General features: G+C 67.9%; 11 protein-coding genes and 2 pseudogenes. 2 read left to right on the top strand and 11 right to left on the bottom strand.

What is annotated here, in order from left to right:
- Window positions 1-69: 69 nt before the first annotated feature.
- Window positions 70-1380 (bottom strand): DUF2188 domain-containing protein, encoded by a 1311-nt coding sequence (locus ACH5AF_RS23240; protein WP_398903799.1) that lies wholly within the window; start codon window positions 1378-1380, stop codon window positions 70-72.
- 68 nt (window positions 1381-1448) lie between these two features.
- Here ACH5AF_RS23240 and ACH5AF_RS23235 point away from each other — a divergent pair, with 68 nt between their 5' ends.
- Window positions 1449-2342, top strand: coding sequence for a hypothetical protein (locus ACH5AF_RS23235; protein ID WP_398903797.1), 894 nt, complete (start codon window positions 1449-1451; stop codon window positions 2340-2342).
- A 21-nt stretch (window positions 2343-2363) separates the two neighbouring features.
- Window positions 2364-3368 (top strand): Ku protein, encoded by a 1005-nt coding sequence (locus ACH5AF_RS23230; RefSeq protein WP_398903795.1) that lies wholly within the window; start codon window positions 2364-2366, stop codon window positions 3366-3368.
- 85 nt (window positions 3369-3453) lie between these two features.
- Here ACH5AF_RS23230 and ACH5AF_RS23225 read toward each other — a convergent pair whose 3' ends face one another.
- The 10 genes and pseudogenes from ACH5AF_RS23225 to ACH5AF_RS23180 form a co-directional block, all read right to left on the bottom strand.
- On the bottom strand, window positions 3454-3660 hold the full coding sequence (locus ACH5AF_RS23225; RefSeq protein WP_398903793.1) for a DUF5133 domain-containing protein: 207 nt from the start codon (window positions 3658-3660) through the stop codon (window positions 3454-3456).
- A 1074-nt stretch (window positions 3661-4734) separates the two neighbouring features.
- A protein-coding gene (locus ACH5AF_RS23220) for an IS3 family transposase (protein WP_398903791.1) occupies window positions 4735-5975 on the bottom strand; the annotation gives its coding sequence in 2 pieces (ribosomal slippage) (window positions 4735-5651 and window positions 5651-5975; 1242 coding nt in all).
- 228 nt (window positions 5976-6203) lie between these two features.
- Entirely contained in the window at window positions 6204-6776 is a 573-nt protein-coding gene (locus ACH5AF_RS23215; RefSeq protein WP_398903790.1) for a hemerythrin domain-containing protein, read from the bottom strand.
- A 336-nt stretch (window positions 6777-7112) separates the two neighbouring features.
- Window positions 7113-7953, bottom strand: a pseudogene (locus ACH5AF_RS23210) (DNA topoisomerase IB).
- 562 nt (window positions 7954-8515) lie between these two features.
- Window positions 8516-9697: pseudogene (locus tag ACH5AF_RS23205) on the bottom strand (IS256 family transposase); the annotation flags it as partial.
- Window positions 9698-9965: 268 nt separating this feature from the next.
- Complete coding sequence (locus ACH5AF_RS23200; protein WP_398903788.1) at window positions 9966-10661, bottom strand: transposase; 696 nt, start codon at window positions 10659-10661, stop codon at window positions 9966-9968.
- A 72-nt stretch (window positions 10662-10733) separates the two neighbouring features.
- The gene (locus tag ACH5AF_RS23195; RefSeq protein WP_398903786.1) at window positions 10734-10922 is read right to left on the bottom strand and encodes a helix-turn-helix domain-containing protein; all 189 of its coding nucleotides are present in this window, start codon (window positions 10920-10922) and stop codon (window positions 10734-10736) included.
- 386 nt (window positions 10923-11308) lie between these two features.
- Entirely contained in the window at window positions 11309-11659 is a 351-nt protein-coding gene (locus tag ACH5AF_RS23190; RefSeq protein ID WP_076094230.1) for a hypothetical protein, read from the bottom strand.
- Window positions 11660-11661: 2 nt separating this feature from the next.
- Window positions 11662-12582 (bottom strand): hypothetical protein, encoded by a 921-nt coding sequence (locus ACH5AF_RS23185; RefSeq protein ID WP_398903784.1) that lies wholly within the window; start codon window positions 12580-12582, stop codon window positions 11662-11664.
- A gap of 15 nt (window positions 12583-12597) precedes the next feature.
- Window positions 12598-13095, bottom strand: a complete 498-nt coding sequence (locus ACH5AF_RS23180; protein ID WP_398903782.1) for an integrase — start codon at window positions 13093-13095, stop codon at window positions 12598-12600.
- Window positions 13096-13157: the final 62 nt, after the last annotated feature.

Below are 13157 nucleotides of genomic sequence, written 5' to 3'. Positions count from 1 at the left end.
GTCCACCAGCAACCAACGGAACACGTCCCTGCTGATCAGCTCGTAGAGCCCGCGCAGACGTTGCTCGTCTCACGCGGCGGGGTCATGCGGGGTGCGGCGCGGGTCGTCGCCGTAGGTGTACTCGGCGCGGACGCGCCCGTCGCGGCCGTAGACGATGACCTGCGCGGGTTCGTGCTCCTTGGCCTGTGCGCGCGCCGCGCTGATGGCCTCTTTCCGGGTACGGTGCGGCTCACGCAGTCTGCGGCGGCCCTCCTCGTGTTCGACCTGCCAACGGCCGGCACCACTGCGCTCCCCTGCCGGTGTGACGTGATAGAGGGTGCGTTTGGGTTTCTTGGCCGCCATGGTGTGCTGCTTTGCTTGTGGGTACGCCGGTTGCCGCCGCTTCGGGAGCGTGCCAGCACGGCCTTCCTCCAGCCGGGGTACATCGTCGGGGGTCATGTCGCTGCGAAGCCGGCGCACGCGTACAGGGTGGCGCCAGCGGCCGGCGTCGACGGCCACGTCGCCGAAGAACTCGGCCACCAGTGCGGGGGCCACGGGTATGAAGTCCAATGGATCCCGGCTTCCCCAGTGCGAGGAGACACGCACATCGTGCCAGGGATGGCCGGGCCCGGCCCGGGTGAGCAGTTGTGAGAGGTCACTGCGCAGCCCGTCCGGCAAGGGGGTGCTTCGGGCGACCAGCCGGAACTCTCCCTGCTCCGTGTGGCGCCCGAGCAGAAGCGTCTGCGGACTGCGGAGGGTGCCGGTGACTGCGCCGATGACGCCTTCGGCGGTGTCCCGCGCGCGGTGTTTCTGCCAGCCTCTGCGCCCGGGCTGGTACGGCTGGGCGTAGCCCTTGGCCACCACTCCTTCTACTCCGACGGCCGCCCACCGGCGCATCCACTGCCGGGCCTGCTCCGGGTCGGTCGTGGCGGGAGTAAGCGCCCACGGCGCCGCAAGACGGTGCCCCTTGAACAGCGACTCCAGGGCCGCCCGACGGTCTCGGTACGGTCGGCCGAGCAGCTCGCCCCCGGCGTGCGAAAGCAAATCGAAGGCGATCAGGTGGGCGGGCTGTTCGCGGGCGAGGCGGGCCGCGGTGGCGGGTCTGCGGTTGATCCGCTGTTGCAGGGCGGCGAAGTCCAGCCGGCCCTCCCGGTAGATGATCACCTCGCCGTCCAGGACGACGTCCTCGTCCAGCGTCCGGGCGGCGTCTGTGATCTCGGGAAAGGCGGCGGTGAAGTCGCTTTGGTTGCGTGACTGCAGGAAGGCTTGACCTCCACGCGCGAAGACCAGGAGCCGGTAGCCGTCGTACTTCGGCTCGTACAACGTACCGCCGGGCAGCGCGGTAGGCCCCGGCAGCACATCCACGGAACGGGCGAGCATCGGCTCAAGCGGAGGAGTCACGACCACATCCACCACATACCCTCATAAATAGTGACAAAATCTACACAAGGGGGTGGTGGGAGGGCGGGGTGGATCTGGACGCTGTCACCGACGAGCTCTACGGCCTCGCGCCGGGTGACTTCACCGCCACCCGCAACGAGCGGGCCAAGGGCGCCCGCTCCGCAGGCTACCGGGAGCTGGCCGAACAGATCCGTCGGCTGCGCCGCCCCACCCTGGCGGCCTGGGCGAGCAACCTGCTGGTGCGCGAGCAGCCGGACGAGGCCGAACGGCTGCTGCAGCTCGGTGAAGCGCTGCGCCAAGCCCACCGGAATCTGGACGGCGAGCAGCTGCGGGAGTTGTCGGCGCGGCAGCGGCAGGTGACGTTCGCGCTGGCCCGGCAGGCCGGACGGCTCACCGCCGAGGCCGGGCAGCGCATCAGCGAAGACGTCCAGCGTGAGGTCCAGGAGACGCTGCACGCGGTGCTGGCCGACCCGGATGCGGCCCAGCAGTGGGCCCAGGGCCGTCTGACCAAGCCGTTGAGCGCCCTCGTCGGCTTTTCCGCCTTGCCCCAGGCACCCGCGGAGCGCCCGGCTCGCAGCCGCGGAAGCGAACCCTCCGGACGGGTGGCCGACCTGGATGCCGCCCGAGCTCGCCGAGAAGAGCAGCAAGAGCGCCTTCAGCGGGCCCAGCAGGAGGCGGCGGACGCCGAGCGGCAGCTCAAGGAGCAGGAAGAGTCCCTCGCCGACGCCCAGCAGGAGCGCGACCGGGCGGAGGAGCTCCAGCAGCAGGCCGAGCAGCGCATCGCCGAGCTGCCCCAGCAGCTGAAGGAAGCCGAGAGCGACAAACGTCAGGCCCGTGATGCCGCCCGGCGAGCCCGTGACGCCGACCGTGCCGTCCGCGAAGCCCGGCGCCGGGCCGAGGACTCTGCCGCGCACGCCCGCAAGCTCGCCGAACAGGTGCGCCGCACACCGTCACGAACTTGAGAAGAAGGGCAGGGAGCAACGATGGCACGAGCGATCTGGAGCGGAGTGCTGACATTCGGGCTAGTCACAGTGCCCGTGCAGCTGTTCACCGCCACCGAGGACCACACCGTCCACTTCCGCCAGCTGCAGCGCGACACCTCCGACCGCATCCGCTACCAGCGGGTGAACGAGAGAACCGGCAAGGAGGTCGACTACGACGACATCGTCAAGGGCTACGACCTGGGCGGCGGCGACTACGTGATCGTCGAACCCGACGAGCTGGACGAGATCGCCCCGGGCAAGTCCCAGGTCGTCGAGATCACCGGCTTCGTCGACCTCGAGCAGGTCGAGCCGGTGTACTTCGACCGCACCTACTACCTCGCCCCCAAGGGTGAGGAGTACACCGGGGTCTACGAGCTGCTGCGCGCTGCCTTGGAGAAGGAGAACAAGACCGGCATCGCCACGTTCGTGATGCGCGGCAAGCAGTACCTCGTCGCTTTGCGCGCGCAGGAAGAGGTGCTCGTGCTGCACACGCTGCACTGGGCGGACGAGGTTCGCGACCCGCACCAGGAGCTGCCGGTACTGCCCGGGCGTGGCGAAGCCAAGGGCAAGGAGATGGACATGGCCCGGCAGCTGATCGGCGCGCTGTCCATCGACTGGAACCCCGAGGACTACCACGACACCTATGAGGAGCGGGTGAAGGAACTGGTCGACGCCAAGGCGAAGGGCCAGGAGATCGTCAGCGAGGAGGCACCGCCGCAGGCCACCAACGTCATCGACCTGATGGAGGCCCTCCAGCGCAGCGTCGACCAGACCCGCAAAGGCCGCGAGCGGCCCTCCCCCGGCCAGAGAAAGGTCAAGCGGCTCCAAGCCGGCGGGAAGAAAGACGGCAAGAAGAAGGAGAAGGCCGCACGAGGCGGAAAGGATCAGCTCAAGCAACTGAGCAAAGGTCAGCTGTACGAGCAGGCGACCGAACTCGACATCCCCGGCCGGTCGAAGATGAACAAAGACGAGCTCATCAGCGCCCTCACCAAAGCTGCCTCCTGACAGACGGCAACTGCCGCCTTCCCGGCCTACCCGCCGACCGCCGCACGCGCCTGCTCAGCCCCGGCGACCAGCGCCTCCGCGGTGCTCATCGTCCAGCGCCGCTCCCCAGCTGCTGCCGTGCAGCGGCCAGGGCGCTGTCCACGTCCTTTGTCCCTGTCGAGACGCACAGGGTATAGGCCACGTCCTCCATCCGCTGCCGCGCCCGCGCTCCGCCGGTCTCGGCATGCAAGGACACCAGCGCCTCGTACTCCTCCAGCAGGTTTCGCAGTACCGCCGGGTTCGCCATCAACATCGAGTGCTCCCAGTTCCCACGACCCCCGTCGCCACCGGCCGTGTACCCATGAGGTTGATCTCCGATGCGCGGGCAGGCCGGACGCAGTGCCGGTGGGCTGCTGGCTCGACGAGCCCCCGACGGCTGCGGTTTCCCGCCGCGGCCCGCGCGATGGGGGCGTGGGCGGGCGCAAGCCAGATTGCCCGGCACGCGCGTCAGGTCATGGCCGCACGAAACGGTTTCCGCTCCACCGCCGCTCGGCCCCGCGGCGTCCCTGCAGCACGAGTGTTGCGGCCTGCCGTGCCACTCGCGTCTGCCAGGAGGGACGCCGAATACGCCCGGTGACGTAGGCGGCGACAGGCATGGCCGCGGTGGCGGTGAGGCCGGCGGCCAAGGCGACGAGCTGGAGGGCGGGGTGGTGGCCGAGCCATTCGGTGTAGTGGCTGCGCCGCAGCGCGTGACCGTTGAGTTCGCCGTGGACGGCGCCGGGGCCGGGCAGCGGCTGCTCCAGGTTGTTGCGCCGGGTTCGGCCTGTCGGTGACCTGACTGGCGAAGCCGATGCGGCGCACGGCCATCGCCAGGTCCGGACCCGACGCACCGACTTCCAGGGCTGGGTGACTGGAGCCCTGCCATCCACTCCGGCCGCCCCGGCCCCGCCCGCCCACCGCCCACGCGGACCGACATCCCCACCACCCTCATACAAGCATGCGGAACCTGGAGTTACGTGTGAACCGAACTGCGTTCCTCCTCCAACTCCCGGCCCCCGATGACCACATGTCACTGACATGGACGACGTAATCGGCCACTCGGCCGCAGCGACGCACCGCCCGGTAACGAGGGCCGGCTGAGGGCTCGTGCAGTCATGCGACCTCCGCCCGAACCTGCCATGCATCGACGGATCCGCATCGAGGAATCTCATGGCAACCCACACCGACCCCATCTCACCGGTCCCAACGGCGGCACGCCGCAGCAGAGGCCAGGTGACCGTGTCGTGGCTGACGACGACGGATCAAAAGGGATCAAGCTGCTGTTCGCCACCGAACTCCGGCACGACCCTGGGCCTTGTCCCCGAGGAGTGGACACCTGTTCGTGTCGTTATGCGGCAAGCGTCAGGGTAGCTGACTGCTGTTCGTAGGCTATCGGCGCCTGCTGTCCGTTCGCCGAGTGCCGTCGGCGGGTGTTGTAGCGGGTGGTCCAGCGGAAGACGGCCAGGCGGCAGGCGCGGGCCCCGTCGAAGCGGCGGGCGCCACGGAGCGTTTCGCGTTTGAGGGTCGCGTTGAATGACTCGGCGAGGGCGTTGTCCGCGCTGGTGCCGACCGCGCCCATGGACTGCCTGACACCCAACTCGGCGCAGACACCAGCGAATTCGCGGGAGCTGTACTGGGCTCCGTGATCGCTGTGGAAGACGGCGCCGGCCAGGCTGCCGCGGACCTGGGCGGCTGCCCGGAGCGCGTCGGTGACCAGCGAGGTGCGCATGTGGTCGGCGATCGACCAGCCCACCAGGCGGCGGGAGAAGCAGTCGATCACGGTCGCCAGATACAGGAACTCGCCGTCGCTCACCGGCAGGTAGGTGATGTCGCCGACGTACTTCGTGTTCGGGGCGCTGGCGGTGAAGTCGCGCTCCAGCAGGTCGGGCATCGGTGTGGCGGACGGTTCGGGCACGGTGGTGGCCTGGCGCTTGCGCAGCCGCAGCCCGGCGATGCCGAACTTGCGCATGACCCGGCCGACGCGCTTGTGGTTCACGCGCTCGTCGTCGTCGCCGCTCAGCTCGGCGGTGATCCTCGGGCGGCCGTAGGTGCCGTCCCACTCGGCGTGGACGGCCCTGATCCGCTCGGCGAGCGCGGCATCTGCTTGTTCACGTGCGGCGCGGGCCTCGCGGCCGGCCCGCCACTTGTAGAAGCTGGAGCGGGCGACCTCCAGCACGGCACACAACCGCTTCACGCCCCAGGCGCGGTGGTGGTCCTCGATGAACTGGAAGCGGTTGGTCACCAGGTCATCTCTTGTGCGAAAAACTTCGTCGCCTTGCGGAGAATGTCCCGTTCGGTGGCGAGCTTGTGCATCTCCTTGCGCGCTGCCGCCAGCTCCCGGCGCAGGGCCTCGTTCTCGGCCTGAAGCTCCTCGGCCGTCGGCAGGGAATCCACCGTGTTCTTCTCCGTGCTCGTGCTCGTCGTGCTGCCCCCGCCGTGGCGGGCCCGTTCGGCCCGTACCCAGTTACGCAGCGTCTCGCGGCTGATCCCCAGATCCTTGCCGATGCCCTCGAAGGTGTGGCTCGGGTCCGACAGGTACAGCGCGACGGCGTCCGCCTTGAACTCGGGCGAGTAGACCTTCATCACCATAAAAGATGCCTCCTACCCGGCCCCTGCCGGGGCCGGGATCAGAGGTGTCCACCACTCGGGGACAGGTCCCCCTCCTCAGACGCCATGCCGCATGCGCCTGTGCGGTCATGGCCTGCGCGACAAGCATCAGTGCCGCAGTGTGTGTCCTGTGGCGACAGAAACTCCGCGCAGCAAGTAGCCAAGACGCCACCGAGGGGCGCCTTCGGAGCGCCCCAAGGCTGTTGTCGGTCAGGTGCGGCTCAGCGCGTCACGGGCGCGGTCCATCATCGAGGCGAACGGCCCTGTCAACCACTGGGCCTTGGGGGACCCGGCCGCCGTCGGGTGCGGATGCGTGGGAGCCATCTTCTCCACCGATCGCAGCCGCTGTCCCATCGTCCGCAGCTCCTCCTCGGACTTGCCCGCCCGCAGGGGAGGGAACTCCTCGTTCTCCTCGTGTTCGGCGTGCGCCAGCACGGAGCGCTGGAACTCGGCGAACTTGGTGTCGAACTCGGTGCTGTCGACGTCCATCTTCTCCAGGTCCGCCAGCACCTTGGTGGCTGCGGCCTCCTCCTGATTGCGCGCATCGGCCTCCGCCTTCCCGGCGGTGTCCGCCGCAGCCGGACGCACGATCATCTCCTCTGCCGTCTCATGGACGGCAAGCATGGCCCGCAGCTCATCGAACGCCTTCTGCTTCAGCGCGCCACGGCTGCCGTTCACGGTGCCGAACTGCTCCCTGATCATGGAGTGCTGTTCCAGCAGCAGAGCCACAACATCGTCATCCTGCCGCGCTGCCTGGTCCATGTCCTTCGGTGCGCCACCCATCGGATCGGCCCTTCTTCATAGCGAGATCTTCAGGCTTTACCCCCGGGTCACCCGGTCAGACGCCGGGGAAACCCCGCTGGTGACGACTGCGCCCCGTCGGCTTGAGCGCCTACCCGAGACAGAGTCGCCCGGCTCGACCCGCGCCAGGAGGAACCCGCCGACGACGACGGCGAGGGACCTGGCTCGGCTTCTCACCCACGGCGGGTTCTGGGTCCTGGCGGACGGCCGTCCATGCCGACGTCTTCGCTGCTTCCGCGGCCGGAGCCCGACGCCGCCGGTATCGCAGCCGGGGGTGGGCATGGCCCTCTGCGGCTCCCATTGCACCCGTCTGAGGTGTTACCCGGTCTCCGGTGGGCGTCCGTTGCGGAGCATGCGCAGCACGGCCCGTTCGGCAGGTCCCTGGGTGGCGGGAATGCCGTACGCGCCCTCGTCGCCGAGGTACGGCAGCGCGGAGGCGACCGTCACCCCCTCCTCATACATCTCGATCACTCGCGGGTTGATGTAAGAGACACGGCAGACTGCGGGGGTGTTGCCGAGATACCCGGCCACCTCGCGCGCCGCCCGGGCGATAGCCCGGCGCCGGGCGGTCTCGCTGCGCGCGACGGGCTCCGAGACAGCCAGTGCCACGGCGGTCATGACGGTGGCGTGCCAGGTACGGAAGTCCTTGGCGGTGATCTCCAGGCCGGCCAGCTCCTGCCAGCGAGAGTGCTCGCGCAGCAGCGTGGTCAGGCCGTAGCTGTTGTTCAGTTCGGTGTAGCGCTCGCTGCCGACGCGGAAGAACCGAGGTCGAGCAGCCGTACGCCGTGGCCAGAACCCGCTGCCGGGTCAGCCCCCGATCGCTCAGATGGCCCTCCACGGCCTCCCGTACCACGGGCAGGACCTCGGCGACGTCAAGCACATGGTGGTGCTTGGCCTCCTCCTGCTCGGCCCGGAGCTGCGGGTGATACAGGTACTGGCGGCGTCCGGCGGCATCGGTGCCCACGGCCTGCAGATGCCCGTTCGGCCGGGCGCAGATCCACACATCACGCCAGGCCGGCGGTATGACCAGCGCCCGGATCCTGGCCAGCGCCGCAGCGTCGCGCAGCGGCTCGCCGTGAGTGTCGAGGTACCGGAAGCCGCGCCCGTGCCGCACGCGGCGGTACCCGGGGTCCGTGGGACGGCTGTGGTAAAGACGCATCCCGTCCTCCTGAACCTGAAGCTTGCCCGAGGCGACCAAAAAGGGCCGTGTGCTCCGCGCTCAACCGGTCACCTGGTCCTCTTCCTGTACCCGCGACGCAGATTCCTGACCGTGAACTGTGCCCGGCACTGGTGACGTCCGAAGCTCCCGGCGCGGACACGATCTCGGTCGCGTCAGACACGTTTTCCGATTCCTGTTCCGGCCTGTACACCGAGTGCTGCGCGGACTACCCCCTGAGCCGGCCGCCTACCAGCGGTCATCCAAAGCGGCGTAGGACGCGTAGGGCACTCCCGCCGCATGGGAGCGCACTGATCGTTGGCGACGATCACTGGGTACGCCAGACTCGACCGGGCGGTGAGAGAGGAAGGAAGGAGATGGTGGACTATGTCCACCATCTCCCCGTGATCAAGTCGCGCGGCTGTCGCAAATGCCCCTGAATGGAGTGAGGGCGCCGCTCCGAGCGATCACCGGGCGGAACGCTGCAGACATTCCAGCGCGTCGAGGACGACCGTCTGGCAACGCCAGTCCCACCGGTCTCGTCAGTTTCTAACTCGATCGGGTGGAGGCGGGCCTTGGCCAGCAGGTCGAGTCCCATGTAGCGGCGGGCCTCGGTCCACTCGTCGTTCTGCTCGGCCAGCACCGCGCCGACGAGCCGGATGACGGCGGTGCGGTCGGGGAAGATGCCGACCACGTCGGTGCGACGCCGGATCTCCTTGTTCAGCCGTTCCTGCGGATTGTTCGACCAGATCTGCCGCCAGATCTCGCGCGGGAACGCGGTGAAGGCGAGCAGGTCGTGCTGGGCAGTGTCCAAGTGGGCTGCTGCTTTGGGGAACTTGGCCTCCAGGGCGTCCAGGACGTGTGCCATCTGGGCCCGGACCGCGTCGGTGTCGGGCTGTTCGAAAATGGTCCGCAGCAGCGTGGCCACCCACGGCTGGGCCGATTTCGGAACCTGACTGAGCAGGTTGCGGGCGTAATGCGTGCGGCATCGCTGCCATGACGCGCCGGGCAGCACCGCGCCGATGGCGTCGACCAGGCCGGCGTGCGCGTCGGAGATGACCAGCTGGACACCGGACAGGCCGCGGGCGATCAGCGAGCGCAGGAAGGCGAGCCAGCCGGCGCCGTCCTCGGCGGTGGCGACGTCCAGGCCGAGGATCTCGCGGTGTCCGTCGGCGTTGACGCCGACCGCGATCAGCGCGTGGACGTTGATGATGCGGCCGCCCTCGCGGACCTTCTGGGTCAGCGCGTCCACCCAGACGAACGAGTAGGGCCCGGCCTCCAAAGGCCGGTTACGGAAGGCGGCGACCTGCTCGTCCAGGTGCTTGGCCATCGCACTGACCTGGGACTTCGACAGCTGCGTGACTCCGAGGGACTCAGCGAGTTTCTCGACTCTGCGGGTGGAGACGCCGAGCAGGTAGGCGGTGGCGACCACCGAGATCAGGGCCTGCTCGGCCCGGCGCCGTCGTTCCAGGAGCCAGTGCGGGAAGTAACTGCCCTGGCGCAGCTTGGGGATGGCCAGTTCGACGGTGCCGGCCCGGGTGTCCCACTCGCGCGGGCGATATCCGTTGCGGTGGTTGACGCGTTCGTCGCTGACCTGCCCGTATTCGGCGTTGCAGAGGGCGTCGGCCTCGGCGGACATGAGTGCGTCGGCGAACGTTTTGACCATCGCGCGCAGCAGGTCGGGACTCGCCGCGGCCAGGTTGTCCTCGGCGAGGGCGTGCAGCGGCAGACTGTCAGGTGCGGTCATCGTGCTGATCTCCTTCGAGCTTCGACAACTCGAAGATCAGCCGGTGGCCGTTCTTGTATCCGGACACTCACTCCGACGCCGAGGCAAACGCCCGGATCAGGTGGGAACCCGTACACCACTTCTCAGGACGCAACCCCCCGCACAACTCGTTCCGACGATATCGCCACGACCCAACGACGGGAGCCGAACGCCATGCCGCACACCACCGCTTTTGCCAGAAACCAGTGGTTCTTGGCAGGAGCGGTCAGCGAGACGCTCTCGCCAGTGATCACTTCCAGGGTCTGCTGCGGGGCGCACCATCGTTGATCGAGTTCAGCCAGAGAGCGGGTCGACAAGAAGACCCCTCGTACATGTACTTGTGAATTCGTCCGCCGCTTGAATGTCCACTACAGACCGGCGTTGGACCACCCGTAACGCCCGGAATGCCCGGATCTGCTGCATGGACGGTGAGACAGGGACGACAATACTCGGACCGAATTCGGCCCGGATTCGACATGCAGCGGCCGGTACGAAGGCGCCGACTGATCTCGCGCCACAGCCCACCCCGCGCCTGGGCATACAGGCCGCGATAGATCGTCTCGTGCGTCACATGCATCTCCGGGCGGTCCGAGAACTGCCGGCGCAGGATGTTCGCGATCTGCTCAGGGCTCCACTTCTCACCCAAGCGCGCCTGGATTAAGTCCCGCAGCTCAGGGCACGTCTCGATCCTCCGAGGCTTGGGGCGAGCCCGCCGTGTCTCGGCGCGCTTGTGAGCAGCAAAAGGGCGGTAGTAGCTCGGGTGGCTCGGCCGAACGCTTGAGTTGCAGTTGCGGCGGATCTCGCGACTGATGGTCGACGGGCTACGGCCCAGCTCGGCCGCGATCGACCGAATGCTCCTCTTCTCCCGCCGCAGGTCAGCGATACGGATGCGCTCCGCCTCGGACAGGTAGCGACAGGAAATGGGCTGCCCCGCCCCTCTCGCCACCTTGTCTTCTGCCAGGGGGTGAGGGACGAAGGCCCGCTTCTCGCCCGCGATGGGATGAATCTCGGGTCGTGTTCACTTCCCGGTCCGCACAGTGGTCTTGATGCGGGGTTTGCGGCCATTCATCCACTCTTGTCCGGTCCGGCGATTGATGCCGATGATCCGACTAGCTTCTCTGATGCTCACCCCCTGGCCAACGAGTTCAAGGAACTTCCGTCGCTCCTCGACCAGGGGGCGGCCCGGCGCCGTCTTCCTCAAGTTCATCGCGTTCCCGAAGATCGGGTGTTGCGACGTTCATTAGAACCCAAGGAACCTGACGGGGCGCTTGTGCGAGACTCTAGTGTGACCGCCGGTAGCAGCGAGTCAGCGACCAGATTCTCTGGCATCCGAGCCGATCAGCTCAAGAACCGACAAGTTGGCGTAGCACGTACTGAGACATGCTTCGATTGCCGTTCTTAACCCTGTTCACCGCCGCCGTTTGGCCTCACTCTCGACCAACCACACAAAACGCCTGGTCAGAGGCGTGCCGAGGGATACAAATAGGCAATAACTCGCAGTTGGTGAAGCACCTCGCCGGTCGCGGCAGCCACACGGCGATCATCCCCATCGGATGCGCGCTCATCGACGATGTGCGGCGCTGCGAAGCCCGCCTACTTCGTCTCGTTCGGGTGGCTCGTGTGCACCTGCTCCAGGAAAACCGTGCGCTCGTGGACGTAGAACCAGATGCGCGCGGTGCCCTTCGCAGTCGGTTTGTGCTGCCACCGCTCATGGGTCGCGCCACCACGCTCGATGACGCCGAGCTCACCCTTGAGCCGATAGTTCGTCGGCGTCGTGGACAGTGGCGTCCGCGTGAGGAAGTCCCAGGTCTCCGTCATGGGGTTGCGGATCGTCGCGACGAGGTCGCGCCATCCCTTCTGCGCGTCGGCTGTGGCGAAGCGGATCTCGTACTCGATCTTCTTCGGAGGGCGAGGAACCAGCTCGCCCTTCCTGGCGGCTGCCACGGTTACGGACGCTCCACGGTCTCATCGTCGTCGAGCCACTCCAGACCGGCGCTGCCGCTGCTGAGCCCGGCCGCGACGGCGGTGGCCGTCTCCTTCCAGGAGGTCAGCTCTGCGATCGCGAGGTGCGGCTGGTCGGTGGAGAACGACGCGCGCGCCGCATCGACGAGGTCCTGCGCGCAGGACTCCCGGTCGGCCGGCGACAGCGCGAGCATCCAAGGAAAGGCCTTGGACATCCGCTCGGCGAGCGAGCCGCGGTCGTCGAGGGTGACGGTGATGAGCTGCGCGGCAAAGTTCAGCAAGCGGGCACGGCCCTCGGCCTCGCGCTGCGACATCAGGACCAGAGCCTCGCCGTCGCGCCGTGTCACCGTCACGGGGTGGTCCTCGGCCTCGGCGAAGACCTCGGCGGAGCGCTTGCTCAGGTCCGAGGAGCGCCGAGTCGCCGCGGGGAGATCTGCTGCGGTGGTCATGAATCCATAGTATTCGGAACGTATTCGGAAGTCCAGTGGAGGCCGCGGAGTGCGTGCGCCAGACTCGACCTCCGGATGCGGTCCGATGAGGACGTGGTCGAGGGCTTCGCGTCGGATGCTGCCGATGATGCGTTCGCAGTGCGCGTTCATACGGGGAGCCTGTGGCGCACTTTTGAGGATCTCCATCTCCTCGGCCTCAAAGACGGTGTCGAACGCCTCGCGGTACTTGCCATCGCGGTCGCGCAGCAAGAAGCGCAGGGAATTAATGCGTATGCCCAGGTCGGCGGTGAGATTCCGCGCCTGCTGCACCGCCCAGTCCCGGGTCGGGCGGACGGTGACCCCGGTGATGTGCAGCCGCCGGGTGCCGTGCTCGAGGAACACCAGCGCGTACAACCGCCTGCCGAGGGCGGTGTCGATGTGAAAGAAGTCTGCCGCGATGATGCCCTCGGCTTGCACGGTCAGGAACTCGCGTCAGGTGGGGCCTGAGCGACGTGGAGCAGGGTCGATGCCGGCCGCGTGGAGGATCGCCCACACCGTCGAGGCGGCGATCCGATGCCCGAGTCGGGCCAGTTCCCCTTGGATCCTCTGGTGCCCCCACGTCGGATTCTCGCTCGCCAGCCGCACGACGAGCTTCTTGATCGCTGCCGGGGTGGGTGGACGGCCGGTGCCCCGGCGCGCGGTGTAATCCCATTTCACGGCGATGAACCTGCGGTGCCAGGCAAGCAGGGTGCCAGGGGTGACAGGGAAGATCTTGAGCCAGTGGCGCTGGGGTATCAGCCCGGACAGGGCGGCGAACCAGAACCGGTCGGCAGGCTCATAGCGGACCGGTCCAGGCAACTGGCGACGCAGGACCGCTTTCTCGTGCCGCAGCACCAGCAGTTCCGCCTCCTTCGCCGTCCCGCGACGCAGGAGCACCGATGGAACAGCGAGCAGCTTCCGAGTCACCTTGTACAGCAAGGACACGATCACGCAGGACATGATCCCAGCGGACTGACCGCACCCGGCTCACCTGCGGCGATGACTTTTCGAGC

It is taken from the genome of Streptomyces sp. NPDC018833 (genome assembly GCF_044390825.1).
Taxonomy (GTDB): Bacteria; Actinomycetota; Actinomycetes; order Streptomycetales; family Streptomycetaceae; genus Streptomyces.
Note: the sequence above shows the minus strand (reverse complement) of the source record. Positions and strands in the feature narration are given on the sequence as shown.